At 40.8% G+C, this 25,907-nt stretch carries 24 protein-coding genes; 7 read left to right on the top strand and 17 right to left on the bottom strand.

The genetic code is table 11. The annotated features are described in order from the left end of the window. Positions 1-330: 330 nt before the first annotated feature. Positions 331-1,560 (top strand): MFS transporter, encoded by a 1,230-nt coding sequence (locus tag HMPREF2780_RS04710; RefSeq protein WP_061598473.1) that lies wholly within the window; start codon positions 331-333, stop codon positions 1,558-1,560. A 155-nt stretch (positions 1,561-1,715) separates the two neighbouring features. On the opposite strand, the gene HMPREF2780_RS04705 is transcribed toward HMPREF2780_RS04710, so the two are convergent. The 4 genes from HMPREF2780_RS04705 to HMPREF2780_RS04690 form a co-directional block, all read right to left on the bottom strand. Next, positions 1,716-6,254, bottom strand: coding sequence for a glycoside hydrolase family 70 protein (locus HMPREF2780_RS04705; protein WP_105026257.1), 4,539 nt, complete (start codon positions 6,252-6,254; stop codon positions 1,716-1,718). Between the two features lie 63 nt (positions 6,255-6,317). Further along, positions 6,318-7,211, bottom strand: a complete 894-nt coding sequence (locus HMPREF2780_RS04700) for an XRE/MutR family transcriptional regulator (protein ID WP_199774044.1) — start codon at positions 7,209-7,211, stop codon at positions 6,318-6,320. A 387-nt stretch (positions 7,212-7,598) separates the two neighbouring features. Next, on the bottom strand, positions 7,599-8,492 hold the full coding sequence (gene htpX, locus HMPREF2780_RS04695; RefSeq protein WP_061598477.1) for a zinc metalloprotease HtpX: 894 nt from the start codon (positions 8,490-8,492) through the stop codon (positions 7,599-7,601). A 1-nt stretch (position 8,493) separates the two neighbouring features. Then, a complete protein-coding gene (locus HMPREF2780_RS04690) occupies positions 8,494-9,063 on the bottom strand; it encodes a LemA family protein (RefSeq protein ID WP_008808499.1) in 570 nt (189 codons plus the stop codon). Between the two features lie 215 nt (positions 9,064-9,278). On the opposite strand from HMPREF2780_RS04690, the gene HMPREF2780_RS04685 reads away from it, so the two are divergent. From HMPREF2780_RS04685 to rsmG, 3 genes are all read left to right on the top strand, one after another. After that, the gene (locus HMPREF2780_RS04685) at positions 9,279-9,881 is read left to right on the top strand and encodes a TetR/AcrR family transcriptional regulator (protein ID WP_061596102.1); all 603 of its coding nucleotides are present in this window, start codon (positions 9,279-9,281) and stop codon (positions 9,879-9,881) included. A gap of 12 nt (positions 9,882-9,893) precedes the next feature. Then, a complete protein-coding gene (locus HMPREF2780_RS04680; RefSeq protein WP_061596103.1) occupies positions 9,894-11,183 on the top strand; it encodes an MFS transporter in 1,290 nt (429 codons plus the stop codon). Between the two features lie 78 nt (positions 11,184-11,261). Next, positions 11,262-11,975: a 16S rRNA (guanine(527)-N(7))-methyltransferase RsmG gene (gene rsmG / locus HMPREF2780_RS04675; protein ID WP_048777456.1), complete on the top strand. Its 714-nt coding sequence runs from the start codon at positions 11,262-11,264 to the stop codon at positions 11,973-11,975. Positions 11,976-12,050: 75 nt separating this feature from the next. Here the strand turns inward: rsmG and HMPREF2780_RS04670 are convergent, their stop codons facing one another. From HMPREF2780_RS04670 to HMPREF2780_RS04655, 4 genes are read right to left on the bottom strand one after another with little or no spacing between them, the layout of a single operon-like run. Further along, entirely contained in the window at positions 12,051-12,911 is an 861-nt protein-coding gene (locus HMPREF2780_RS04670; protein ID WP_105026256.1) for a CPBP family intramembrane glutamic endopeptidase, read from the bottom strand. A 19-nt stretch (positions 12,912-12,930) separates the two neighbouring features. Then, positions 12,931-13,767: an energy-coupling factor transporter transmembrane component T family protein gene (locus HMPREF2780_RS04665; protein WP_105026255.1), complete on the bottom strand. Its 837-nt coding sequence runs from the start codon at positions 13,765-13,767 to the stop codon at positions 12,931-12,933. After that, a complete protein-coding gene (locus tag HMPREF2780_RS04660; protein ID WP_105026254.1) occupies positions 13,754-15,439 on the bottom strand; it encodes an ABC transporter ATP-binding protein in 1,686 nt (561 codons plus the stop codon). The genes HMPREF2780_RS04665 and HMPREF2780_RS04660 overlap by 14 nt, the downstream gene beginning before the upstream one ends. Before the next feature lie 10 nt (positions 15,440-15,449). Then, positions 15,450-16,211 (bottom strand): nucleoside phosphorylase, encoded by a 762-nt coding sequence (locus tag HMPREF2780_RS04655; RefSeq protein WP_105026309.1) that lies wholly within the window; start codon positions 16,209-16,211, stop codon positions 15,450-15,452. A 217-nt stretch (positions 16,212-16,428) separates the two neighbouring features. Here HMPREF2780_RS04655 and HMPREF2780_RS04650 point away from each other — a divergent pair, with 217 nt between their 5' ends. From HMPREF2780_RS04650 to HMPREF2780_RS04640, 3 genes are read left to right on the top strand one after another with little or no spacing between them, the layout of a single operon-like run. Further along, on the top strand, positions 16,429-17,055 hold the full coding sequence (locus tag HMPREF2780_RS04650; RefSeq protein WP_105026253.1) for a GTP pyrophosphokinase: 627 nt from the start codon (positions 16,429-16,431) through the stop codon (positions 17,053-17,055). Positions 17,056-17,058: 3 nt separating this feature from the next. Next, positions 17,059-17,745 carry a response regulator transcription factor gene (locus HMPREF2780_RS04645; RefSeq protein ID WP_045505761.1) on the top strand — a complete coding sequence of 229 codons (687 nt, stop codon included), beginning with the start codon at positions 17,059-17,061 and terminating at the stop codon, positions 17,743-17,745. Then, a complete protein-coding gene (locus tag HMPREF2780_RS04640; protein ID WP_105026252.1) occupies positions 17,735-18,967 on the top strand; it encodes a sensor histidine kinase in 1,233 nt (410 codons plus the stop codon). The genes HMPREF2780_RS04645 and HMPREF2780_RS04640 overlap by 11 nt, the downstream gene beginning before the upstream one ends. A 152-nt stretch (positions 18,968-19,119) precedes the next feature. Here the strand turns inward: HMPREF2780_RS04640 and HMPREF2780_RS04635 are convergent, their stop codons facing one another. The 9 genes from HMPREF2780_RS04635 to HMPREF2780_RS04595 form a co-directional block, all read right to left on the bottom strand. Then, positions 19,120-20,028, bottom strand: a complete 909-nt coding sequence (locus tag HMPREF2780_RS04635; protein ID WP_105026251.1) for a DUF4299 family protein — start codon at positions 20,026-20,028, stop codon at positions 19,120-19,122. Positions 20,029-20,191: 163 nt separating this feature from the next. Further along, the gene (locus HMPREF2780_RS04630; protein WP_105026250.1) at positions 20,192-20,800 is read right to left on the bottom strand and encodes a DJ-1/PfpI family protein; all 609 of its coding nucleotides are present in this window, start codon (positions 20,798-20,800) and stop codon (positions 20,192-20,194) included. Positions 20,801-21,228: 428 nt separating this feature from the next. After that, positions 21,229-21,588 (bottom strand): TfoX/Sxy family protein, encoded by a 360-nt coding sequence (locus tag HMPREF2780_RS04625; RefSeq protein WP_105026249.1) that lies wholly within the window; start codon positions 21,586-21,588, stop codon positions 21,229-21,231. A gap of 9 nt (positions 21,589-21,597) precedes the next feature. Then, on the bottom strand, positions 21,598-22,011 hold the full coding sequence (locus HMPREF2780_RS04620) for a VOC family protein (protein WP_105026248.1): 414 nt from the start codon (positions 22,009-22,011) through the stop codon (positions 21,598-21,600). A 56-nt stretch (positions 22,012-22,067) separates the two neighbouring features. Further along, positions 22,068-22,871: a helix-turn-helix transcriptional regulator gene (locus HMPREF2780_RS04615; protein WP_105026247.1), complete on the bottom strand. Its 804-nt coding sequence runs from the start codon at positions 22,869-22,871 to the stop codon at positions 22,068-22,070. A 239-nt stretch (positions 22,872-23,110) separates the two neighbouring features. Beyond that, the gene (gene trhO / locus HMPREF2780_RS04610; RefSeq protein WP_002898096.1) at positions 23,111-24,097 is read right to left on the bottom strand and encodes an oxygen-dependent tRNA uridine(34) hydroxylase TrhO; all 987 of its coding nucleotides are present in this window, start codon (positions 24,095-24,097) and stop codon (positions 23,111-23,113) included. Between the two features lie 127 nt (positions 24,098-24,224). Further along, positions 24,225-24,713, bottom strand: a complete 489-nt coding sequence (locus HMPREF2780_RS04605) for a DUF6773 family protein (protein ID WP_105026246.1) — start codon at positions 24,711-24,713, stop codon at positions 24,225-24,227. 9 nt (positions 24,714-24,722) lie between these two features. Next, positions 24,723-25,400: a CPBP family intramembrane glutamic endopeptidase gene (locus HMPREF2780_RS04600; protein WP_105026245.1), complete on the bottom strand. Its 678-nt coding sequence runs from the start codon at positions 25,398-25,400 to the stop codon at positions 24,723-24,725. Then, positions 25,397-25,882, bottom strand: coding sequence for a DUF6773 family protein (locus tag HMPREF2780_RS04595; RefSeq protein ID WP_233994378.1), 486 nt, complete (start codon positions 25,880-25,882; stop codon positions 25,397-25,399). The genes HMPREF2780_RS04600 and HMPREF2780_RS04595 overlap by 4 nt, the downstream gene beginning before the upstream one ends. Positions 25,883-25,907: the final 25 nt, after the last annotated feature.

The following is a 25,907-nucleotide window of genomic DNA, read 5'->3' as shown; positions in this document are numbered from 1 at the left end:
CCACTTTTAAACTCGACGATTTTGAGTTAAAAAGTGGAGATTTTTTGATACTAGACGATCTCTAGCTTACTAATTTCAATAACTTCCATCAAATTCGTTGAATATATGCAACATTTTCTGCTTCTTAAATCTTTTATTTTATACTAAAACTAGAAAGAGCTCTCGCAAGTCACTTTTAGAACCTGACCACTTACCTAGGAGACTTGACCACTTGCGGAAAAGCTATTGAAATCAAGACTTTTCCTGCTATAATCAAAACTATCAAGGCCTTGTAGTTATTGACTATTTTTGAAAAATCTTTCAAACCATTCATTACTAAAGGAGATTTTTATGAAACTTGCCTTACGGAATAAATTATTTTCTTTTATTAGCCTCTCCCGAATCTTCAACACCCTGGGAGCTTCTATTTTCAATATTGTTTTTGTTGTATTTGCCTCCAGCATGCCTAGCCCCAAGTTTGCTATTGCTGTGGCTAATTTTATCGTCCTGGTTCCGACCTTCTTTACTATTTTCGTCGGCATCAAAGCAGATAAGACCATCCATAAAGCTCGCTGGCTGATTCATTTTGGTTATGTACAAGCCCTGCTATTTGTTCTTGTCGCCTTTATGACTCGCTCTAGCTCATATCTAGCCTTTTCAGTGGTCTGCTTCATGAATATTCTTTCTGATATTATCAGCGACTATCGAAGTGGTCTGCAAATGCCAATTTTGAAAAAGAACATTCCCGAGCAAGATCTAATGGAGGCCTTCTCCTTTACCCAGCTTATCAGTTTTCTTTGTAGTCTAGCTGGTCAGGCTTTAGGAGTTTGGCTCTTAGCGATCAGCCAGCAAAACTTTTTCCTAGTAGCTTTAGTCAATTCTTTAACCTTCCTACTCTCCTCTACTACCCTCTATCTAGTCCGACGTCGATTGACCCATGATCCGGTAACCATTTCTGAGAATAAACCTCCTCTCAAGGAAGAACTGAAAAAAATGTATACATCTTCTAAACTCATCTTTGAGCAGGAGGGCTCTAACAACTTTCTCAAGTTGCTGGCTCAAATCTTGGTCATTAACGCTATGGCAGGTTCTCTTATAGCACTTTATAATCTCTATTTGCTAGACAACCCCATCTTTCATCTATCTTTTAGCCAGTCGCTCTTGATTCTTCAGACGACGCTTGTCCTAGCTATGATCATTGCTAGTTTGACTCCCAACGATTACTTCAGCCGTCTATCACTAAATCAGCTCATCATATGGGCCGCTGTTATGATGATTCTGCTTGCTATCAGCAACTTCTTACATCTGCCCGTTTTCGTCGGTATTATTTTTGGATTTTTTCTTGCTTATGCTTCCGGCAAGATCAATCCCAAAATCAACACCCTCTTGCTAAGTAAGCTACCTTCCGATGTTCTCGCTCAGACGTCCAGCTTTCTAAGTTTGCTCTTTTCCTTCTCCGTTCCTCTGGGAACTATGATTTTCTCCAGTCTAGCTCTTTGGAATATGAATGCTAGCTGGCTAATCTTCAGCTTTATCGGCGTAATCGCTCTGCTCTTATCTATTGAAAAAAGAAAGAGATAAAATAAATCCGATGAATGCAATTCTATTGACTTTGAGTTAAAAGCAGTCTTATTTTAGACAGTAAAAAACGACAACTTCCAAATAAGGAGTTATCGTTTTTTTGAGTCATGGAAAGCTAAAAGATCAAGTGTCATTTGGCTTATGCTCTTTCTTGATTAGTTTCTGCCAAAGTGTCTGCCTCTACCATTTCGGTCAAAGTACATCCAGGTTCCGTCTTCTAGACGAATCCATTTGTTGCGAACCATATCACCTGACTTCGGATCAAAGTATCGTTCAGCACCATTAACATAGACAACTTGACCCTTGACCTGCTTACCGTCTTGGCCGAAATAGAGAACTTGATTGTTGATCGTTTGAAGTCCTGTTACAGCCTTTCCGTCTTGGTCAAAGTAATACCATTCATTTTTAGCACCTTCTGCAAATTTGTTGACGGCCATCTCTCCTGAATTGGCATCAAAGTAACGAATACTCTTGTCTGCTAACGCCACTACTTGACCCTTGATTTGCTTGCCATCTTGACCGAAGTAGAGAACCTGCCTGTTGATCGTTTGGAGACCTGTTACAGCTTTGCCGTCTTGGTCAAAGTAATACCATTCATTTTTAGCACCTTCTGCAAATTTGTTGACGGCCATCTCTCCTGAATTGGCATCGAAGTAACGGATAGATTTATCAGCTAAAGTCACTACTTGACCCTTGACCTGCTTGCCATCTTGGTCAAAGTAAAGAGTTTGCTGACCAATCTTTTGAAGGCCTGTTAGAGCGACACCATCTGCTCCGAAATAGTACCAATCACTTGGATTGTCACCCTGAGCAAAACGATTGATGACAGCATTTCCTGAATCCTTGTCAAAGTATCGAAGTTTGCCATCCTTAGCACGTACAACCTTACCCTTAACTTGATAACCATTTTGGTCAAAGTATTGCTGTCCATCGCCTATCTTGACGAGACCCCTAGCCATAACACCATTAGCATCGAAATAACGCCAGTTTTGGCCATCAGAAGTGTAGTAACGGTTGAGAACCTTGGCACCAGTCTTATCATAGTAGTACTGATTGCCATTTTCATCTTCTTGTAAAGCATCACGCAACTGAACCCCATTCTTCATGAAGTAAAGCTGCTTGCCATCAATCTCACGAGCTCCTGTTACTAGATAGCCTTGATTATCAAAGTAATACCAATTGCCATTTTCATCCTGGATAAAAGTGTCTTTAGCTTGATTACCACTAGTTGAATAGAACTTAAAGCCATTTGTGTCTTTTACAAATCCTGTGGAAGCTTCTTTATTGACCAGCTGTTTAGGTAATGCTGTCTCTCCATTCTTGTTAGACAGGTATTCTTTGCTTCCCCAGTCTTTAAGAACATAGTAAGCACCACGACCTAAGATATTGGTTCCGTTGAAGTACTTAGCCGACCACTTAGTAATCTTCTCGTCCGTTGTCATCTTTTGACCATTGGAAATCTGTACTCTTTCAAAGATTTCTGGATACTTAGCTTTAAGCTCATCTAGGAAGGCCCCACCATACTTACCTTGGTAGTCGGTCCCATTGGTCTTACTATTAGCTACATAAAGTTTTTCTTTTATTTCTGCGCCTTCACGATAGGTTCCGTAGTTATTGACACGAGTTGCCGTTACCACTTCCTTACCTGGCAGGTTGTAGATTTGGTCTGGCACCCAGTCCGCAATGGCTTGGATATTGACACTGTGAAGAGCACGGAGAGCATTGAGCAGGTCATCTAAAGAACCATATTTATTGTTCTTGCTCATTGCCATATCATAGCGATCTTCAAAGGCATAACCATTCTGGATGATAGAATCTAGGAAAGTACCATCTTGGCTAGATACATACTGAGGCGGCAGCTCAAATGAAGTCACTCCCCATTCCTTGAAGAGGTTGACATTTTTAGCAATGACTTTATTGGTATACTGGTCATCGTGAGTTGCAAAGTCTTGGAAGTTAGAGAAGCCTTCGTAAATCAGCTGAGAATCAAGAGCAGGACTAGATTCGTAAACCTGACCGCTGGCATTTTTCTTCTTGCTGGCTGTTACGCGCGCATCCTGATTCTCTTTAGCACCAACTGGTACCCAAACAGCCAGATAACCAGAAACTTGGACATTACTGTAGCCTGCAATATCATTCATATCAAAGGTCAAAATACCATTGGCATCTGTCTTCTTCCAGAGGGATTGCGGTACTTCTTCGTCAGTTAGATAGCGTGAAATACCATCTTTAGTCGTCAAAAGTACAGGGCGATAGTATTGATTCTTATGGGCTGCTCCCATATTGACTTGCAGTTTATCCCATTCGTTCAGTTTAAGGTTCGGGTTATTAGAAGCAATAACTGCCATCCCTTGGGTACGGGTTTCTGCTGTACCTTCATCCGTAGCCTCATTAGCACCCGTACCGTAGCGAACAGAAGTCAAGATACCGTTATATGACCATTTATCAGCCTCGCGAGGCACACCCATATAGGTGACTTTCATATCCTGGCCACCAGCTACATACTTAATCCGAGCACGCAACAAGGCATCAATAGCGTCATGGTATGGAGATTTTTTCTCCATGTATTGGCCGTCATCAGTATAGAGGTCGCCATAGTAGACCCGAGTGATAGAGTCTTTATTGGAGAGCATGAGAGCATGGGCAGTTGGGATATTGAACTGCGTATACTTCTTGTCGGCCTTGCGCATATCTTCGTTGTAGATCTTGAATGCTTGCTTGAGCTCATCCATGGTAAAGGTCAAACCATCTGTATTTGGATTAATATTTTCCCGAATGATGTCGGCAATAACGGTTTGTACTTCACTGTCATGAGCACGGACAAAGATATAGTTAGCCGTCCGCTCGCCATTTTTATTTTCAGTAGAACGGTCATTCAGACTGTTCGTAATCGTTGGCTCTACACCACTACGGATAGAAAGCTTACGCATGAACGAATAAAGCAAGGACAGACGAAGTTTGTTATCAATTGCTAGTTGAGCGCCCTTGGTATCCTTATTATAGTCAGGATCGTTATCAGACCAAGCTTCCAAGATAGACAGATGCTTGATGGCTTCTTCTTCACTTTCTCCAACCTTGTAGCGGGACTTAAAGTAGTCAGAGGCAATCTGAAGCAAGTCTGCGTTAACATTGTCCACCGCGTCAACCCGGACTCCGTCAAAGTTAGCAGTTGGATCATTGGCCACGATACTTCCGAAGTTCATCATATAGTGTAGCCAGTTAAGCTGTTCAGCTTGAATAGCTGGATTAGAGTTATCAAAATCATTGGCTAATAGGAATTCATAACCACCATTTGACTTGTCGATGAAGTATTTAGGCGTACCGGTCTGGCTGGTTGGTGTGCGGTTAAGCAGACGATATCTAGAATTGGCATGAGATGTCTTATCACTATTTGTATAGAGTAGAGCCCCACCTTGCAGATGGTCCTTGTTCGTCCCAGTTGTTTCAGATTCTGTCTTGATATTCCAATTTGGCTGAGTTTTGACAAAAGCACTCATCAGAGTTCTCAACCATTTCGTGTCGCCTTCTTTACTAATTCTTTCTTCGATTTTTCGCTGTACCTGCTGAACAGCATTTGTTAAAAGAACTTGCTCGGTCTTGCTTTCAAAAGCGCCGATTCCCAGATTTTCTTGATTCATATAGTTGAGGTAATTAATCTGAGTCCGCTTGTCAGGCCACCAAGCCATTAAAAGAGGACGCAAGTCTGTTTCTGTCGAGGCCGTCCATGTTTTTCCATCTTTTAAGATGAACTTTGGACGATACCAACTATCAGCTGTCAAATAGCCATCTACAGTCTCAATATCCTTGTCAGTTGTACCATAAAAAGCATTCTTTTGGGTGAACTCATTATTGAGACTGCTGGTTCCTTGCTGGAACTGATATTCATTTGAATCAACCAAAGCCCCGGTTTCTGCATCAAAATAAAGAATTTTTCCGTTTAGCTCAACAGCAAAGTTTTTCTTAACTGAGCCATCATCCTGAACATAGTATTTCTTACCATCAATCGTCTTGATATGGGCTAACACATCGTCATCATGCTCAGTATTTACCGGCGCAGCTTGTGCTTGAGCAACCAGCATTTTCTCGGTTATTGATTCTTTTCTTTGGGCTGGTTCTGGCAAACGCCCTTTCTTTGGAGTCGCTATAATCCTGTCAGAAACGGTAGCTTTTGCTTCATTTTCGGTAGTTTCTTCCTGATCATTGGCTCTACTTTCTTGTTTAGCCTGTAATGCATCTTGAGCTTTGCCAGTTGCCTCAGCCTGATCGGCTACTTTAGGCTCTTGGAAGGAATCATTCTTTTCAGAAGAGTCATCACTCGTTTTCTGAGTCAATTCCTGTCTGGAGTCAGTTCTTGTAGTTTCAACTTCTTTATCCTGTTGCGTCGTCTGTTCGTTAGCAGTTGGATTGGTTGCCGCACTAGCTTGATAGATTTCTTTGCTAGAAGAAGCCTGTTCTTTTGCTTCCAGCTGAGAAGGTTCAGCTGCTTTGTCTGAAGTAGTTTGCTCCGTGTCCTTACTCTGAACAGCGGACTGCTCTTTTACATCGGCCACTTGATTAGCATCATCCGCATAGATCACACCTGATTCAATCCCCAAGGCCTTTGGAGCCACAAGAAGGGCCAGGGAGGTAACCGCAATCGCTACCCAGTTCTTCTTAACCTTATGCATTTTATAATGAACTTTTTTCTCCATCATAAAACCTCCTTCTGAAAATAGTATAAAGTTTTACCCTTATTTTAATCTTTTTCAGAGGAGGTTCTATTCTATTTGCAAATCTGCAACTACTGTTAGTTGAATCCGCTCAAATTGTTCTTTAAGTTTTTGAGCAAGAGCAAAGGAATCTAAATATTCAAAAGTTGACAAACATTGTTCAATATCATTCCGAGCATGAGGATTGCCGACCTTATAAGAATAAAGAGCCTTATGATATTTGATCAGCACCCGGTCATAAAGATCCGTCTCAGGGATTTTTGTATTATCAATATAATTAAGAAATTTCATAGCTACTTGTAAATGATTGTCCTCTATACAAACACCTACAACATTAAGTAACATCTTAATAATCCGTCGACGATTCTCCGGCAGGTTATTGTAAAATTGAGTGCGGTTAATCATTTCACTGGCAAAGGTTTCCAGTGTTTCTAAGGTCAATAGGTTCACACTGTTTGTAAAGAGCCAAAGCTCATAGCGGCCCCATTCTTCAACAGAAAAGAGGTAATCTGTCAAAAACTCAATGTCTTCCTTACTGACTTGATAGTCTGGATTACAGGCCGTTAAGGTAGCCCTGATTACAATGGTATTTAACTTGTAGTTCTTTTTTTCTGGAAATTCTTGAGCCATGGCTTCAGAACCAGCTAAAATACTTTCTAATTTGACGATATTATTCTCACGTTGAGCCTCAGAAAGTTTTTGAGACAACACAACATCATCAGCTTCCCTATAGTTATGATAAACATACTGAAATTCAGCCAAAGAGACTGACATATTTCTAAGGCAACTATAAAAAGAATCAACTGTAAGGCTACTAATCCCTCGTTCATATCGAGACAGCTGGGCAACAGAAATATCACCTGCCGCCACTTCTTTGAGGGACATATTCTTTGATTCTCTAATGATTTTTAAAATTTTTCCCGACGACTTTACGATAAGCATACCTCACTTGCATATATGTAATAAAAATCTATTTTTAATATACTAGTCCTATTTTACAGTTATGTTAAGGGCTGGCAACAAAAGATTTCTCAGTGATTCCAACCTATTAAATTCGATACTAAAACACCTGAAAACGTGGTATTATAAAAGACTTTTTGCTAATCTCCGTCAATAAAAGATATCTAATCTTGTTTGTTTTCCTTAGTCAAAAGAAAGAACTGCACATACCAGGTAATTAACACTTACACAATTCATCAGCTAATCTCATCCTTTTTTGTTACGACAAGTATTTCTGTCTGTAACACTGACCATACAATCAACAAATAACTCCTCCCCATCTTTGAAACATTGCCAAAATAAAAAAACTGAGAAAAATCCCAGTTTTTTTTACATTTTTCTTAATCTTTCTACCCGCTCAGAGATTGGTGGGTGAGTGTAGAAAAGTTTTTGCAGGCCACCTTTCTTCTTCGGATCGCTAATATACAAGGCTGCACTAGCATCATCCACATGTCGATGCATGGGCTCACTATTATCTAATTTTTGCAGGGCACTAATCATTCCTTGAGGATTTCTAGTCAGCTCAACACTCGAAGCATCTGCTAAAAATTCACGTTGACGGGAAATGGCCAACTGAACCAAGGTAGCTGCCAAAGGGGCTAATATAATCGCAATTAATGAAAAGACTAACATTAAAAGACCAAGACCACTATCATCATCACGGTCATTCCTTCTTCGTCCTCCACCATACCACATCATCCGACCAGCAATACTAGAAATCATAGTAATAGCACTAGCTAGGGCGACTGCAATAGTTGAAATACGAATATCATAGTTGCGAATATGGCTAACTTCATGCCCTATGACACCCTCTAATTCCTCGCGATTCATCAGTCTTAAAAGACCGGTTGTCGCTGCGACAGCAGCATTTTCAGGATTAGATCCCGTCGCAAAAGCATTGGGAGAATCATCTTGCACAATATAAACCCTAGGCATTGGAACCTGAGCTACCATCGCCATATCTTGAACAATATGGTAAAGTTCAGGTGCTTCTTGCTCAGACACTTGTCGAGCACCATTCATGGACATGACTACCTCGGTAGATTGAAAAATCATCGTGATCGCATAAATAAGGCCAATAATAAAAGCAATAATCATCCCACCCAAAGGAGAATTCATCCAAAGATAGCCCGCAGCTGCTCCGATAAGAGCTAAAAGAGCAAAGAAGGCGACCAAGAGAAACCAGGTCCGCCTTTTATTTGCAGCAATTTGTTCAAATAACATATTACTCACCTAAACCATTGCTACCAAAATCAACTTTAGGCACAGCTTTTTCTTCTTCAGGAGTAGACAAGAAATCAGCAGGTCTAAAGGCAAACATTCCTGCAATAACATTACTTGGAAAAGCTTGCAACTTCACATTATAGTTACCAGCAACAGAGTTATAAAGCTGGCGTGAGTAAGAAATCTTATTTTCTGTGTTTGTCAATTCTTCTTGCAACTTCAAGTAATTCTCATTTGCCTTCAAATCAGGATAACTTTCCGCAACAGCAAAAATTCCTGAAATCTGACGAGTCAAGGCATCGCTGGCCTTCATCGCATCAGCAGGTGAAGAAGCAGACGCAACCTGAGCACGCAACTGAGTCACTTTTTCTAAAGTAGCTTGTTCATATTTCCCATAACCTTTAACAGTTTCAATCAAGTTAGGAAGCAAGTCATTCCGACGCTTAAGTTGCACATCGATCTGACTCCATGCTTCTTGTGTCTGCATCCGTGCCCGAACAAGCGAATTATAAACAGAAATCACAAACAAGACTATAACGACAACAACTGCAATAGTAATAATAAATGACATAAGAAGTCTCCTTTTTAACAACATTGTAGGAATGGAATAGCAACTGTAAGTCTCCATCCCTAAGAAATATAAATAAACAGAAAATCTACTGTTGTAGTCATTATATCAAAATTTTGAAGAAGTGGCTAAATTATTGACAATCTTTTCCAAAAAGAGTATTCTGTAGATAGAAAACAATCGACCGACGGTCGGTTTATAAACTTTAGGAGTTTCTCATGGCAAATAAAAAAGAATTTATCTTAGATGTAGCAGAAAAAATGTTTATCGAACAAGGGTTTGACCAAACTTCTATCGCTCAGATTCTAGATGCAACCCAGATTGCAAAAGGAACCCTCTATTATTACTTTACCTCAAAAGAAGAAATAATGGATGCCATCATTGAACGTTGGATTGAGCGATCTTTTGAGCAAGTGCGCATTTGGGTGGAGCAAAAACAACTTCCAATACTTGAAAGATTAATGGGTGCTCTAGCTTCATTGAATATGCAAAAAGATGGCCAAGAACTTTTAGACCACTTACACGCGCCCCAAAACGCACTTCTTCACGAAAAAACCAATCAAATCTTATTGAGCAAGGTTCCTGAAATCCTCTATCCCCTTTTTCAAGAAGGCTTTCAAACAGGCGAGATGCAAACGACTTATCCTTACGAGACTATCGAGATGATGCTAACTTACTCCTTGCAGATTTTTAACAGCTCCTTCCAGACATTAGACCAAGCAGAAAAAAATCATAAAATTCAAGCTTTCATCTACCTATTAGAGAAAATTTTTCAAACAAAAGAAGGGTATTTTTCTTCTTTGGCACAATTAATCCACTAAAGGAGGCTCCTTATGAAACATAGTGGCTTTAAAATTTATCTCCTGATATGGCTAGGAACTTTTATTTCGGAAATCGGAACAGGTATGACCTCTTTTGCACTAGGAATTTACATCTACCAGCTGACTGGTCAAGCTGCTTCTTCTGCTCTAGTTACCCTTTGTGCTTTTTTACCTGGCCTCTTAATGACTCCCTTGGCAGGGATTCTAGCCGATCGTTATGACCGCCGTATTCTAATGGCTCTGGGTGATGGCTTATCAGGTCTGGGAGTCCTCTGGATTTACTTTAGCTTACAGACTAGCCAACCCTCCCTACTAAACATTTGTCTTGGTGCTGCAATCAGTTCTGTATTCTCCGCTTTAGTGAACCCAGCTTTTCGAGCCACCATTTCCGACCTGGTTCCGGAGGATCAGATTTCCAAGGCAACCGGTCTGTCACAGATCAACGGCATTGCTCGTTATCTCATTTCCCCTAGTCTCGCTGGACTGATCTTAGCTCAGGGGACAATCGGTCAGATCCTCTTAATTGATTTTTCAACTATTTTTGTGACTGTTATTTGTAGCCTGATCGCTCGCCGTCACATCAAAAGTCCGGGAAAGTCTACATTTCATCCTTTCTGGAGTGAATTTATGCGAGGCTTTCAAATCATCTATGAAAAAAGAGGAATCTGGCTCTTGGTTCTACTAGGAACAGCTTTCTCTTTCTTTCTAGGGACTGTTGAGATTTTGCTTTCTCCTATGATTCTGGGCTTTGCCTCTAGTCAGGAAGTTGGTTGGACCATGGCCATTTCCAGTAGCGGTATGCTCCTTGGCGGACTTATCTTAGGAATCTTTTCCATTAAAAGGCATTTTCATTTGATTCTTAGTCTGTCATTAGGTTTATTGGGAATTTTTATGGCAGGTATGGGCAGTAAAGAAAACCTAGTCTGGATTTGCTTTTTTGGCTTCTTACTGTTTATGTCTCTGCCTTTTGCGAATACGGCTATTGATTATTTGATTCGCTTAAATATAGATAAGGGTGAGCAAGGAAAAGCTTGGGGGACAATCGGAATCATCTCTCAGTTTGGCTACGTCATCGCCTATGCCAGCATGGGCTGGGTGGCCGATAGATTCTTTAAACCACTCCTCCTACCTAAAGGAGCATTGACCACTTGGATCGGCTCCATCATTGGAACAGGAAGTGGCCGAGGTTATGGACTTCTTCTCATCCTTGCAGGATTTTGTATCAGTATTAGCGCTCTCTTTCTCTACCGCCAACCCGCAATAAAGGAGCTCGAATATGTTTCTAAGATTAATACGGAATGATATAAAAGATTCCCTCTTGAACTGGGGTCTCCTTTTTATGATATAATAGAATGAACATTGACAGACAAGGAAGAAACTATGACACCGCAAGAATTTTACCAGCTATTGATCCAGCAGGGAATCGAGCTGACCGACCGCCAGAAAGACCAGTTTGAGCGTTATTTTGAACTCTTGGTCGAATGGAATGAAAAAATCAATCTGACAGCTATCACAGAGAAAAACGAAGTCTATCTCAAGCATTTCTATGATTCAATTGCCCCCGTTTTGCAAGGCCTGATTGATAATCAAGAACTTAAGCTGCTGGATATCGGTGCTGGGGCCGGCTTTCCCAGCCTCCCTATGAAAATTATCTATCCTCAGCTGGATGTGACTATCATTGACTCGCTCAATAAACGAATCAACTTCCTCAAACTGTTGGCAGAGGAGCTCAAGTTGGACAAGGTTCACTTCTACCATGGTCGTGCAGAAGACCTTGCTCAGGATAAGGCCTTTCGAGCTCAATTTGACCTGGTCACTGCCCGTGCAGTCGCTCGCATGCAAGTCCTGTCTGAACTGACCATTCCCTATCTAAAAGTTGGCGGAAAATTGCTGGCGCTCAAGGCTTCTAATGCTCCGGAGGAACTGGATGAAGCAAAAAACGCCCTCAACTTACTCTTTAGCAAGGTCCAAGACAATCTCAGCTACGCCCTACCAAACGGCGACCCCCGCTTTATCACAGTGGTAGAAAAGAAGAAAGAAACCCCCAATAAATACCCCCGCAAAGCCGGCATGCCAAACAAAAGACCATTATAAGAAGAAAAGCAAGCAATTCAGAAATTGCCTGCTTTTTAAATGTCTCGTTGAGATTAGTTGAAAAAATCCGATGTACTAAAGAACTTCGTTACGCGATCGCTTTCGTATTTGATAGATGATCAAAAGCACCAAAAATGACAAGGTCTGAGCCACGGTGATTCGAAGACTCAATAGCTGATCCACTCCACCTTTTGATAGGACGTGAAGGAGATTAACCACCGTATTATTAACAAAATGAACAGCCATCCCCATATAAAGGCTACCTGTCATCTTGGTCATAAGAGCAAACTGAAAGCCAATCAGAAAACTGGTGAGAATTAAAATCAAACTATTAATCCAGAATCCTGTCAAGCTCATTTCCCCATCGAGAAAACTTCTGAATGGCCCCATAATATGCCAAAAACCAAAAAGAAGATTGGAAAAAAAGGCTGCTTTCAAAAAGCTGTATTTTCTTTCAAAAACTTTTTGAAAAAGTCCACGGAAGATTCCTTCTTCCATGAGGACATTGATGAGATTGCCTACCAGACAGATCAACAGAAAAAGAAAGCCTCTTTGCTGGCCAATATTACCATTGACTGAATAAGCAGACACATAGAAATCAAGTCCTAAAAGATTGCCTTGACTCAGCAACAAAGCTAGTTCTATCAGATAAGCTAAGGCAAAAAACAGACTCCCCCAGACTAGACCTAAACTAACATAGGAGAATAAACCTTTTGTCCCAAAGCCGATCTGTTTTGAATTTAAACCGTAGAAATGTAAAGCCGGAACCAGTAGCATTAGACCCAGAAGCTTGTGGACAAATGATTCTCCCCAGAATGTCTGATCCGTCCTCAAAATCAGGTATTCTGCAATCCGTAGTATAAAGCAAATCAGATAAATGACCAAAACAAACTGAATCTGTAACCTGTATTCTTCTTTAAGTCCCTTTTTCCCCATACCTTCTGTTCTCCATTTTCTATCTCCAAGGATTATAAAATCGTCCATGGTTGACAAAGAATAAAACTAAACTAATCAACAAGAAAGCTAGAGAAAGAGTAATAACAAGGACATCTAACTTAGTAAAGGCTTGGTAGGTATACCAGGTTCTCTTTTTATTTTTTCCAAAACGGCGGAGTTCCATGGCTGTCGCAATCGTTTCGATTCGTTCTAAAGAGCTGAAAATCAGAGGAATAATAATTTGTAAATTTCCCTTAATCCGCTGGCTCAATTTGGCCTTGCTTGACAATTCTAAACCACGCGCCTCTTGTGACATCTTAATCAGGTAAAATTCCTCTTGTAAATCTGGAATATAGCGGAGAGTCAGACTGACAGAATAGGCGATTTTATAAGGAATACCAATCTGATTGAGACTGGAAGCAAATTGACTGGGATGTGTTGTCATCAGAAAAATAATTGCCAAAGGAATGGTACAGAGGTACTTCAAACATAGATTGAAGAGATAAAATAATTCCTGCAAGGAAACATTATAAATTCCGAAACCATTCAGCAGAACCGTACTGCTCCCATAAATATCCTGACCATACTGGGGCGCAAAGAGATAAACCATCAGTATATTGAGGATGGCAAAGACTCCTGCAAAAACCAAGACAAAACTAACATCACGTAGACGAATTCCTGACAAGCGAAACAGGGATAGAGACAGAATAGCAATCACTAGCAAAAGTCGCGTATCATAGCTAATCATGGCTGCTACAGACACAAGGATGAAAAATAATAATTTACTGGCACCTGACAGACTATGAACAAAGCCAGTTCCAGCATGATAACCAATGATTTTCTTATCTTGAAACATGGCTTGCTCCCTTCACTTTCATATAAAACTCTGTCAAGACTAGAGGGTCAACTCCCAACTTTTTAGCCAGAGTAAAAATTGAGGTTTCCTTCAGATTCGCTGCCGCAATCAAATCTTTATCAGTCAGTACTTGGGCAGGTGATTTGTCCGCCAAAACCTGACCATCCACTATTACAATCGCACGGTCAGAATAATCCAGCATCAACTGCATATCATGGGTAATCATGATAATAGTATGCCCTTTTTGATTCAGCTCATCCAAGAAGTTCATAATTTCCGTATAATTGCGCTGATCTTGGCCTGCCGTTGGCTCATCTAACAGGATGACTTCTGGTCCTAAGACCAAGATAGATGCTATTGTCACCCGCTTCTTTTGGCCGAAAGACAGGGCTGAAACAGGCCAATTCCTAAATTCATACAGGCCACAAGTCTTCAAAACTGCCAAGACTCGCTCTTCAATTTCCTCCTCAGGGAGACCTCGCAAGCGAAGACCTAGGGCCACTTCATCAAAAATCATGGTTTCTGAAATCATCTGATTAGGATTTTGCAGCACATAGCCTATCCGTTCCGCTCGCTCCTTAATAGAATCACCCTTGATATCTTTTCCCTGCCAACTGTAGGCACCCTCTGTCTGGATAAATTGACAGAAAGCCTTGGCTAGAGTGGACTTACCGGCCCCGTTCTTGCCGACAATAGCAATCCGTTCTCCCTTAGCAATCTCAAGAGAAATATCCTGCAAAACAGGTCGCTTGCCATAAGAAAAGCTGATATTCTCAACAGAAAATAGATTAGAATTCCTTTCTTGAGTCGCCTCTACAACAGCCTCTTTTGAAAATGGCAAAGCTGGTAACTCTAGACTGGCCAGATCAGACAAATGATCCATCTCAGCTATATCAAGACCTAACTGGCGCAAGGTAGTCAGATAGAGGGGCTCTCGTATCCCATTTTCAGCCAGTAAAGTTGTCTTCAGCAACAGATCGGGATGGTCATCAAAGAGAATCCGACCATCATTAACCAAGACCAAACGGTCTACTGAGCGATAAAGGACATCCTCTAAACGGTGCTCGATAATAATAGTGGTCGTTCCAGCTTCCTTGTGAATCTGATCAATCAAATCAATTGCATCCTGGCCAGATTTCGGATCTAGATTGGCTAACGGTTCATCAAAAAGCAAAATGGGACTCTCATCAATTAAGACACCTGCCAGGCTGACCCGCTGCTTTTGACCGCCAGACAAATCCTGAGGCCGATGCTGAAGTAAGTTCACCAAGTCTAATTTTTCCGCCCAATGCTGAACTTTTTCTTTCATGACGGGTAATTCAACCATGTCGTTTTCTAAAGCAAAAGCCAAGTCTTCCGCCACACTGAGACCAATAAATTGACCATCTGTATCTTGTAGAACTGTACTGACTAAATTGGACTTGTCATAAATGCTAGACGCAAAGACATCCTGTCCCTGAACCTTTAAGTGACCGCTAGCTTGGCCTTTATAGATATTAGGAATGATACCGTTTAGACACTGGCCCAGAGTTGACTTTCCTGACCCGGAAGGACCGACAATTAAGACTTTTTCGCCTTCGTAAATAGTCAGATTAATATCTTTTAAGGTCGGCTCCAGCTGGGCCTGATATTGAAAAGTGAAATTTTCAAACTGAATAATAGGTTGTTTCATTGTATTCTCATTATAAAGCTAGGGCGATTTGCACCGCCAGATTTGCTATCTTATCTTTTTCATCCAAGTCGGCATGATTGGACAGATTTCTCATATCCCATTTTTCCTCTGACAAATGGTCAGCCGCATAGAAAAATTGGCAGACAGTTACAGAACGAAAGGCTGCCAGAGCAGCAACAGCAGAACATTCCATATCGACGCAAATAGCTCCCGCTTCTTTTCTTCTTAGGAGTTTCGCTGCTGTCTCTCGGTAAATGCCATCTGTGGTCCAAACCTTACCCCGACTGTGGGAAATACCTCGCTCATCTAAAAATTCTAGCAGAAAATCCTGCAGACCAGCATTCACCACAATCTCTTCAGATGCTGCTTGGTAATGATAACTAGTCCCCTCATCTCGTAAGGCAACTGTTGGCACAATGATGGAAGTCTCTCTAATATCCTCGTCCAGCACGCCACAGGTGCCAAAGAGGACTAGCTTTTTCATGCCAAAAGCAATGAGGTCTTCTAGAATGGCAACGCAGGCCGAGGCCCCAACCGGAGCATTAAAAAAAGCTAGTTCCTGATCAGCCACAAAAACTCTGTATATTGGAATCTCTATATTGGCCATACTTGTTGTTGTGATAGGCTCATGATCAAAATTTCCCAAGAGTCTTTTGAAAGTTTCTCTAGCAAAGCAGGAAACTGCTACTGAAGGAAAATCAGGAATAGGCTCAATCAAATCTTCAGGATTGATAATGGCCTTGGGATTTTGGTCAAATTCTTCTAGTATCACGCCTGGTCCTTTCACTTTCGCATTTGTTCTTTCTATTGTATCATAAAAAGCTTGGATCCTTCAGCTTTATCAATTAAATTCATCCATTAACAGAGCAAAAGACGAATCTTTCCTTTCACAAAACTTAAAGTAAATCACTTCCTGCTAAAGGCTGATATGTTTACCTGTCTTTCGTGGTATAATAGAAAGACTAAAGCAAGCAAAGAGAGAGAGAATCATGACGAGTATTTATGAAGCTTACGAGCAGTACCTGCCTCTTATCCTAGAGGACTTTACTCAAAAAATCAAAACAGCTGCACTAGAGCACAAAAAAACAACTTCTTTCAAACTCTATGAACATTTTCACGCCCGTATTAAGACCGCTGACAGCATGGCAGAAAAATGCCAACGAAAAAATCTACCTCTGTCTGCTGAATCGGCTCTCAAACAGATTCGGGATGCTATCGGCATTCGTATTATTACAGGATTTGTGGATGATATTTACCAAATTATTGACTTTATCCGTCAAATGCCTGGCATTCATATCTTCAAGGAGAAAGACTACATCAATCAAGTCAAGTCTAATGGCTACCGCTCCTATCACCTCATTTTAGAAGTAGAGACCCCCTACCCTGACTGCTATGGCAAGACTCCAGGCAAGTACTTTATTGAGGTCCAGCTACGAACCATTGCCATGGACTCCTGGGCCAGCCTTGAGCACCAGATGAAATACAAGCACGAGATCAAAAATTCAGAACGGATCGAGCGGGAACTAAAACGCTGTGCCGATGAACTCGCTTCCTGCGACTTGACCATGCAGACGATTCGCAATCTCATTCAAGAATCTAACGAAAGAGAGGACTAAGTTATGAGAATTTTGTTAGCTGAAGATGAAGCCCAACTTAACCGTGTTATCCTAGCTGCTCTTGAGCATGACGGCTATCAAGTTGATAGTGTCTTTAATGGTCAAGAGGCCTTGAAGCTCGCTAATCAAAACACCTACAATGTTATTATTCTTGATATTATGATGCCCATCATGACTGGATTAGAGGCGCTCAAAGAAATAAGAGCAACCGGTAATACCACCCATGTCATCATGCTGACTGCCATGGCTGAGGTCGATGACCGAGTGAATGGACTAGATGCTGGGGCTGATGACTATCTGACCAAGCCCTTTTCTCTTAAAGAACTCTTGGCTCGCCTCCGCTCAATGGCTCGTCGAGCAGATAATTATAGTCCCGTCCAGCTCCAGATTGGCAACACCGAGCTTCATCTGGACGAACAGGAACTTCGTGCTTCCAATAGTATCCGCTTAGCCGGAAAAGAGCTCAAACTTCTTCAATACTTTATGCAGAACTCACATAAAGAACTAAGTCGTAGGCAAATCCTTGAGCGAGTCTGGTCAGATGAAGAAACAGACCAAGAGCTTGCTTTTATTTATGTATCCTACCTTCGTCAAAAATTGAAAAGCGTCCATTCTAATCTAGAAATCCTTGGCGATGAAGCTGGTCCATTCCAACTTACTGAAAAGGCAGGTGAGGATCATGTTTCGTAAGCTCCAGCTTCGTTTTATCGGACTTGCCACTCTGGTTGTCGCCTTAATATTGGGAATGTTTTGGCTCTTGATTAACTCTGCTGTCTACGCTCAAACGGAGAGCAATATCCAAACCGTCTTGTCTGTCCTAACAGATAATGACGGCCAATTACCCATGACAGAAGAAATTAAGCAAGATTTGACCGATAAAAACATCCAAGAAGGTATTATTTACAATTTCCAATATTTCTCAGCCAGCCAAACAAAGCAGGCTACCAGCATCAACCTAGGCAATATCCAATCACTCAGTGAAAATACTATTTATCAGATGGCTCAAAAGGCCTTAAAAACAGGTGGTAAATATGGCCAAATGCAAGCCAACAATCGCTACTTCTCCTACCAAATTAGTAGCAAAGGCCAAAAACGCCTAGTTGCCTTTTTAGAAACGACCAACTACAACCGTGAACGGAGTATTTTAGCTCAATTTTCTACCTGGATTGCTCTTGCAAGCCTCTTTTTCCTAACGCTCATTATCTCCTTGGTCTCTGGTATTGTAATTCGTCCTTATATAAAAAGCTACGAAAAACAACGTATTTTCATTACCAATGCTGGTCATGAACTCAAAACGCCTTTAGCCATTATCGCAGCCAACACTGAACTGCAAGAGATGATGACAGGTGAAAACGAATGGACAGAAAGTACCAAGGCTCAAACGGAAAGATTAAACAAACTAATTGCCCGCTTGATCAGGCTGTCTCGGATGGAAGAACACGAAAATCTCGAGCTAACCAGCGTCAATCTCTCAGAATTGATTGAAAAAGTTGGGAAAGATCATTCATCCCTCATCCAGCAGGAAAACAAACATCTAGAACTAGATATCCAGCCAGATTTAAATGCTATAATGTCAGAAGATGAAGGCTACGAATTAATCAGTATTCTCCTGGATAATGCGCGTAAATATTGCGATGATAAAGGAACGATTATGATCAAGGCCTACAATAACCGTCGATCCTTTAGACGCAAGATTCGCATTGAAATTTCAAATAACTATGCTGCTGGAACAAAGATTGATTACAAACGTTTCTTTGACCGCTTTTACCGAGCCGAAACTTCCCACAATAACCAAGCCGTTTCTGGCTATGGCATTGGTCTCTCCATGGCCCAACATCTAACCAGCCTCTTCAAAGGGAGAATCTGGGCTTCTTACAAGAAAGGTCGGATAACCTTCAACATTTCTCTCTAACCTAACAAAAGTAATCTCAAATAAACTCAAAAAGCAATCTGAATAGAACAGATTGCTTTTCTTGATATGACAAGCGAACTGCTTGGAAGAAATTTTAGAGTATCTTATACAAGGCTTTGCAAAATGAATCGAGTAGAACGACCCAGTCTCTCTTACACAAGCTCAGGACAGCTATCAAAAAGATCTTTCATTTGGGCAAAAGTCATAGCAGGAACATAAATTTTCTCACCATCAAATACTTGAGCCATATCCTTAGGGAGCCTTTCCAAGAAATCTGAATAAGAAATTCTCTTATAAAAGAAGAACTTTTCAACATTATCTGGATCCGTATCATCACATCCCACAAGATTGCAACACCATCTTAATTTTGACTCATCGATATACTCTACATCTTCCGGAGCTAGACTAAGTTCAAAGGGTAGAATCGTGTCAACACCAGCAGTTAGAGTATATACTCCTAAAATTTGTTGATTCTGATCATTCCCATAAAATTTACTTTGCGCATCGTAAGCGTCGAGGTACTGTCTAAGAGTGAAGAAATCGCTATAACTCTGAGCAGGATTATCCTCTTTTAGGAATCCTTCCACCATCTGAGGGCTCAGAGCAATTCTCCTGCGAACTCCATCTTGATACACTAAGGGATATCCTGATTTTAGAAAGTCCTCCAAGCCGAAAACTATGTCCTCTTGATAAGGGTAATCCCAGACACTTGAACTGCTATATTCTCTACCATGTTCATCACGGATGCTTGTCCCCAAGCGACTTGATAACTTAGAAACCAAAGTAAGAGCCTGAGACCAATCGGCAAGTGTTGAAGGAGTCAGAATCTGCACATTGTATGTTTGTTGAGTCTTATCATATTCCAAGTCAATATAGCGGCCAGACTTTGCAGGAACCCAGCATCTCAATAGAGCAAGCTTATCTAGTCCAAGGTACACAAACTCTTTCTGTATAGGGTGGGGTTCAAGTCCATCAACAAATCCAAGCAATTCACTGATTTTTAAAACTTTTTGAAATCCTAGAAAACCTCGTTTATTCGAAACGGAAAATGTTATACTCATAAAATAAACTTCCTATTACATTTTTACTATATTATATCATAAATTGCTATGGGGAAAAATAAGAATCTGAAACAAGCTTTTCTATTTTTAATGCTTCCTTTTGACATGGCAATACAAATTACACAATCACTCAAAAAACAATCCTATCTCCTCAGATTGCTCTTTATTTACTAAAAAAGGGATCTTGGTCAGCCTTGTTTTGCCACACGTATTCTGCTTTTTTTGCCAATTCTTCTGCTAAGGCTTGACCCCAAAATTCAGCTACAAAGCCCAAGGACATATCCATACCAGCCGAGACACCTGACGAAGTGTAGAACTTCCCATCTACGACCCAGCGTGCTTGATCTTGCCAAAGAACTTCTCTATCATGTGAAGCAACCCAAGACAAGGCGAGCTTGTTGCTAGTGGCTTTACGCCCCTTGAGCTGACCAATCTGAGCTAAAAGAGCTGCTCCTGTACAAATACTTAAGACCAACTCAGCTTGCTGGACAGCCTTTTCTAGCGAAGATAGGAAAATCTTATCCTCCACCATCTTTCTGATACCTTGACCACCAGGTAATAAGAGAAGAGAATTGGGAGGTAAGCTTTTAAAATTATCCGTCATGATTTGAAAACCTTGACGACTAGAAATCAGACCACCAGCAAGGGAGACATATTTCGTCTCTACATTGGGTAAAGTAGCTAAAAACTCTACTGGCCCCATCAAATCTAGGGTCTCAAAATCATCAAAGAGAAATGAAACGATCGTAATTGGTTGCTCTATTTTTAACATTGATCTCCTCTCATTTTCCATTGGTTCACAGCAGTCATTTATTCTACTTTCTAAAACGATTCAGCAGAAATAAAAGTACAACCAAACCAATAACAAAGACGACGATCCCTAGAATCAACTTAATTATAAAACCTACAAAATAGAATAAAAAGATCAAAGCTAAAAGAAATAGAAATATTAGAATTCCCATAAGATCACCTCTAGCTACTATTATACCTAAAATCACGAGATTGGGATAGTTTTTGCTTATTCTTAGCGTATCATAGTAAGATAAAACTCATTTTTTATACTAGCGCAACTCTAATAATCTTCTAGACTCTCGATTAACGGGGGATCTAGTGCAAAAGTATATAAACATTTGTACTAAAAAAGAAGATAAGCCTACTGAATCAAAATTTAGATAGACTTTCTTCTTTATTATTTCTTTATTAAGTTTCAGACAATTGGCTCAACTCCTGATTGTAGGACAAAGCTAGCTTGATCCAGTAAGACAGTTCCTTTTGTGCTTCGCCATCTAAATCAATATAACCATGATAAAGCCTGCCTTTCATCACTGTGACACTAGCACCATTTTTAGGCAGAACCTGCTTTTCCATTTCCTTACCGATGCGGACCATGACAAGCTCTTGACCTCTCGAACTCACAGTCACGGTCATCTTACCTCGGATCATAAAAGCCAAGCCACCAAACATCTTCTTCTCTTCTACCTCTTCTTCAAAAACATGAGGAGGCAGTTCAGTGGCTAAAATGGTACGAATCTGTTGAGCTAAGGATTCACTATAAGCCATCCTCCTACCTCATTTCATCACATCCCAGCCGATACCAAAACGGTCAATCAAGCGGCCATAAAACTCTGCGAAAGCTTGTTCCTCTAAAGGATAGAGAATTTGCCCACCTTCAGCAAGCTTAGCAAAGAGCTCATCGGCTTCTTCTCTACCGTCTGGGCTTAGAACCAACCATTGATTGGGCTGATGATTGCTAGGAATAGACAGGTCATTAAAAACACCTACATCCTCACCATGCAGAGTTAAGTTTTCCGTATCTAAGGCAATCCAGGCAAGCTTATCCCGTTTTTCTGCAAGAAGATCTGCTGGATCCATCATCTCACTGGCTCGGGCAAGTCCCTTTATCTCAGTCTGAAAAAGATCTGCATAAAAACGAAAAGCTTCTTCGGCCTGACCATTAAAACTTAAAAACACGTCTAATTTCATTATTGTTCCTCCAATTTTTTATATCTGAGAATAAATCTCTAGTATCAGTTTATCAATTAGGATAAAAATTTTCTTATTCTCAATTGCGCTTGTTTGGCTAGGGAACGCATGATTAAAACTGGAAGATTAACTGTAATAGGTGGATCACTGGGCAAGGGCCTGCGCATGCTGATTTCCTCCTGATAGATGCTATCGCCTGAAAAAGTTAGAGGCTCATCGCTGCCCCAGCGAAAGTTATGCTTCAAGACATAGTTTTTAGTTAGGCGTAAATCCTCCAGCAATTCACAGGCCAAAAGATAGTAGTGGCCATCCGGTACATTTTCAAAAGTAAACTTTCTCTTCTGACTCAGTGCTACTCCGATAATCGGCTCTTCTTTGGGAATGCGGGTTTTAAAAAGCCCAACACAGCTAATGCGTGGTTCATAGCCCTCAGGATAAGATAGCGTCACGGTCAAGCGATTGCCACTTTTACAGTCGGGATCCTGATGCAAGAAAGCTCCCTTCTCATCTAGCTGTTTAATCATGAAATCATAAGCCTTGGTTGATTCCTGATAATATTTTTTAGGCGAAAGTCCAGTATGCCGCTTAAAAGTATTAGAAAAACTGCCTAGACTATCATAACCAGCTTCCATAGATGTCTCAGTCACATTTTGCTGGCCTTCCACAATTTCCTGAATCCCTTTTTCCATCTTAAGAGCTTCCATATATTGCTTGATAGAAAAGCCCATCTTTTTCTTGAAAGTTCTGGATAGATGGGAAGGACTATAATGGAAATGCTGAGCTAAATCGGTCAGACTCAGCTCTTCATCTGCATGCTGACGCAAATAGGCTGCCACTTTTTCCATGATAGCTTTAGACATAGACTTGCTCCTTTCCCATTTATTAAGCCCATTATATCACATCAAAAAGAAAGGACAAAAAATCAAAACCGCAGAAAGAAAATCTGAAATCAAGTGATGCTCCACGAGATGTCCCAAGAACATGATGAAATAGTCCGCTTTCCCAAATCTCTGTCCAACAAGACTTTTACCTGTAAATAAATGATGAAAAAAACTTTAGACGCTTGAATCGTCTAAAGTTTTTGGTCTTTACTATGCGATTACTGAGCTACCAGTGTTTCCAAGCTTTCTCCAATCGCAGCCAAACGCTCCACTACTTCTGCCTGGCTCAGCCCGTTTTCAGCCACATAGCGGTTGCGAGGGTGAACACGGCATTCGTGAGAACAGCCACGGAGATACTTGTCTTCATTTTCTTCTGAAGTCAGGATGCGGCGGTTACACTCTGGATTGCCACAGTTGACATAGCGCTCGCAAGGAGTCCCATCAAACCAGTCTTTCCCAATCACAACTGGATCAACATGGTTAATATCAACGGAGATACGCTCATCAAATACATACATCTTACCGTCCCAAAGCTCACCTTGAACTTCTGGATCCTTGCCGTAAGTCGCGATACCGCCATGAAGCTGACCGACATCCTTATAGCCTTCACGCACCATCCAGCCTGAGAATTTCTCACAGCGAACACCACCGGTACAATAAACAACCACGCGCTTGTCCATGAACTTCTCTTTGTTATCACGAACCCATTGTGGCAACTCACGGAAGTTGCGGATGTCTGGACGAATGGCTCCGCGGAAGTGTCCTAGGTCATACTCATAGTCGTTACGAGTGTCTAGGACAACAGTATCTTCGTCCAAGAGGGCTTCCTTAAATTCCTTAGGTGATAGGTAAGCTCCTGTCGTTTCCAGGGGGTTGATGTCATTATCAAAATCATTGTCTTCCAAGCCCAAGTGCACGATTTCTTTTTTGTAGCGAACAAACATTTTCTTGAAAGCTTGCTCATTTTCTTCGTCAATCTTGAACCAAAGGTCTTCCATTCCCGGCAAGGAATGCACATAATCCATGTATTTTTGAGTGGTTTCATAGTCACCAGAAACCGTTCCGTTGATTCCCTCATCTGCCACCAAGATACGGCCTTTCAGACCGATAGATTTACAGAAGGCCAGGTGGTCAGCTGCAAATTTCTCAGCATTCTCAATCGGAACATATTTGTAGTAAAGTAGGACGCGAATATCTTTTGCCATAAGATTTCAACTCTCTTTTCTCTATAAAATTTTCTGAATTTTTAATTCATCTATTTATTATAACCTGATTGAAAAAACTGGGCAAAAAATTTGTTTGGAAAATAGCAGAGCTGAATTGCTAAATACTTCACTCCTCCTCAAGTTGGTTCAAATAGCGTTCAAAACGCTTCTTTTGATTCTTGCTTATAGCGTCTAAGAAAATATTAACCACCAGTATCAAGGGAAAGTGAATGACAAAAGTAATTAAAATAACAAATAGAAACATGGGGTGAAAAACATTATTATGATAAATAGCATGATTCAGTTGGAAATTCTGGCAGGCAATTAAAAGGGTCAGAAAGCCTGTTGCAGCCAGCACACCCCAGATAGTCAGACTGAAACTATTGTAATAATTAGCTCCCAGATACTGAGCTCGACAGAAAAAATATAGACCTGCAATCGCAATCAGGATCAAGAATGGTTGATAGTGAATGGCTCCCGCATTCATAACCACCGATCCAACATATAAGGCCAAACTACTAAACAGCAGGAAACTAAAAGTTTCCATGCCAGCCTTGTTGACAAGTTGCTCTTCACGTTCGTCTAAAATTTGACGATGAATTAGTTTTATCATCATTTTAAGCTCCTATACTTCCATTCCAAAAATACCAATTAACAACATGATAACGGCAGGAAGTCCATTATTAATCATGTGAACTGCAATACTGACTTCCAAGCGACGAGTTCGATAGGCCAGCAATGTCAAAATCACAGAAGAAACAGCATAAATCACAAAAGACACGATATTGGTTGGCCCGTGAAAAAGCGCAAAGAGAAGTCCGCCTACGATATAGCCCCAGCCCTCATAGCCTTTAAAGATTTTTAGTGGGAGGATTCCACGGAAGATAATTTCTTCTACAACAGGTGCTAAAACTCCAAGCATGATGGGTAACAAAATCCCATTTCCTCTTTGAAACTCCTCTATTAAAGACGCCTGATTAGCCGTTGTAACGTCTCCATTTAGCCACCGTAATAAAGCCGTTCCAAGGATAGATATAAGAAACATGCCTAAGATGCTAAGAGAAATTCGTTTTCCGTCTCCTTTTTGAAATACTTTCCCAGTCTGAGATAAGATTCCTATCTTCTTTGCTACCACGATAAAGACCAGTAAAGCGAGGAAAATCAGCAAAATACCAATTCCAATAGTCCACTGTTTTGAAATTTGATAAGTCTCTGCTTTCTGCTGAAATACCATAGGTAGCACATACAAGGCTAAGGCTAAGAAAGCACAACCACCCCACATCAATCTTTTCCAGCAAGTCATTCTTCATCCTCCAATTCCTGTTCTAACTTTGCCTGGCGTTTGCCGTTTAGGAAAAGACTAACCTTGTCCATGGTCAAGCTTCCAAATATAAAAAGAACCATTGCAAAAAACATCTTAAGCAGATACAACATACTCAGCATGCTAGCCATACTTTCTCGCTGTCCAAAGAAATCAATAGCCACAAGAATTAAAGCAAAAATAATTCCACTACCGACACGTTCTGGCCATTTTTCTTCTCTTACCATATCACGAACATCAATGCCTAGGCTTAAGCGACGAAGCAAAGCATAGAGACCTACTAGGATAAGGAGAGTCCCTTCTGGCAGATAAGCTAGCAAGCTTAGACGGAGAATATAGACTTTGAAAAACACAGATATAGCTAAGAAGAAAAACATTCCTAACACTAATTCTCCTGCAACTTTTCCGTCCAATTTCTCTATTCGTTCATCTTTATAGATCTCTTGTCTATTTTTAGATTTCATATGCATTCTCCTCTTTTACTTAAAT

It is taken from the genome of Streptococcus sp. HMSC062B01 (genome assembly GCF_001811085.1).
Lineage (GTDB): Bacteria > Bacillota > Bacilli > Lactobacillales > Streptococcaceae > Streptococcus > Streptococcus gordonii.
This window is presented reverse-complemented; position numbering and strand designations above follow the sequence as displayed.

Excerpts from the sequence above, each read along its gene's own strand:
- htpX (WP_061598477.1), bottom strand. The coding sequence starts at position 8,492 with ATGTTATTTGAACAAATTGCTGCAAATAAAAGGCGGACCTGGTTTCTC.
- HMPREF2780_RS04670 (WP_105026256.1), bottom strand. The coding sequence starts at position 12,911 with ATGGGGAAAAAGGGACTTAAAGAAGAATACAGGTTACAGATTCAGTTT.
- trhO (WP_002898096.1), bottom strand. The coding sequence starts at position 24,097 with ATGGCAAAAGATATTCGCGTCCTACTTTACTACAAATATGTTCCGATT.
- HMPREF2780_RS04650 (WP_105026253.1), top strand. The coding sequence starts at position 16,429 with ATGACGAGTATTTATGAAGCTTACGAGCAGTACCTGCCTCTTATCCTA.
- HMPREF2780_RS04630 (WP_105026250.1), bottom strand. The coding sequence starts at position 20,800 with ATGTTAAAAATAGAGCAACCAATTACGATCGTTTCATTTCTCTTTGAT.
- HMPREF2780_RS04625 (WP_105026249.1), bottom strand. The coding sequence starts at position 21,588 with ATGGCTTATAGTGAATCCTTAGCTCAACAGATTCGTACCATTTTAGCC.
- HMPREF2780_RS04710 (WP_061598473.1), top strand. The coding sequence starts at position 331 with ATGAAACTTGCCTTACGGAATAAATTATTTTCTTTTATTAGCCTCTCC.
- HMPREF2780_RS04665 (WP_105026255.1), bottom strand. The coding sequence starts at position 13,767 with ATGTTTCAAGATAAGAAAATCATTGGTTATCATGCTGGAACTGGCTTT.
- rsmG (WP_048777456.1), top strand. The coding sequence starts at position 11,262 with ATGACACCGCAAGAATTTTACCAGCTATTGATCCAGCAGGGAATCGAG.
- HMPREF2780_RS04660 (WP_105026254.1), bottom strand. The coding sequence starts at position 15,439 with ATGAAACAACCTATTATTCAGTTTGAAAATTTCACTTTTCAATATCAG.
- HMPREF2780_RS04685 (WP_061596102.1), top strand. The coding sequence starts at position 9,279 with ATGGCAAATAAAAAAGAATTTATCTTAGATGTAGCAGAAAAAATGTTT.
- HMPREF2780_RS04640 (WP_105026252.1), top strand. The coding sequence starts at position 17,735 with ATGTTTCGTAAGCTCCAGCTTCGTTTTATCGGACTTGCCACTCTGGTT.
- HMPREF2780_RS04635 (WP_105026251.1), bottom strand. The coding sequence starts at position 20,028 with ATGAGTATAACATTTTCCGTTTCGAATAAACGAGGTTTTCTAGGATTT.
- HMPREF2780_RS04605 (WP_105026246.1), bottom strand. The coding sequence starts at position 24,713 with ATGATGATAAAACTAATTCATCGTCAAATTTTAGACGAACGTGAAGAG.
- HMPREF2780_RS04705 (WP_105026257.1), bottom strand. The coding sequence starts at position 6,254 with ATGATGGAGAAAAAAGTTCATTATAAAATGCATAAGGTTAAGAAGAAC.
- HMPREF2780_RS04700 (WP_199774044.1), bottom strand. The coding sequence starts at position 7,211 with ATGCTTATCGTAAAGTCGTCGGGAAAAATTTTAAAAATCATTAGAGAA.
- HMPREF2780_RS04690 (WP_008808499.1), bottom strand. The coding sequence starts at position 9,063 with ATGTCATTTATTATTACTATTGCAGTTGTTGTCGTTATAGTCTTGTTT.
- HMPREF2780_RS04620 (WP_105026248.1), bottom strand. The coding sequence starts at position 22,011 with ATGAAATTAGACGTGTTTTTAAGTTTTAATGGTCAGGCCGAAGAAGCT.
- HMPREF2780_RS04600 (WP_105026245.1), bottom strand. The coding sequence starts at position 25,400 with ATGACTTGCTGGAAAAGATTGATGTGGGGTGGTTGTGCTTTCTTAGCC.
- HMPREF2780_RS04595 (WP_233994378.1), bottom strand. The coding sequence starts at position 25,882 with ATGAAATCTAAAAATAGACAAGAGATCTATAAAGATGAACGAATAGAG.
- HMPREF2780_RS04615 (WP_105026247.1), bottom strand. The coding sequence starts at position 22,871 with ATGTCTAAAGCTATCATGGAAAAAGTGGCAGCCTATTTGCGTCAGCAT.
- HMPREF2780_RS04680 (WP_061596103.1), top strand. The coding sequence starts at position 9,894 with ATGAAACATAGTGGCTTTAAAATTTATCTCCTGATATGGCTAGGAACT.
- HMPREF2780_RS04645 (WP_045505761.1), top strand. The coding sequence starts at position 17,059 with ATGAGAATTTTGTTAGCTGAAGATGAAGCCCAACTTAACCGTGTTATC.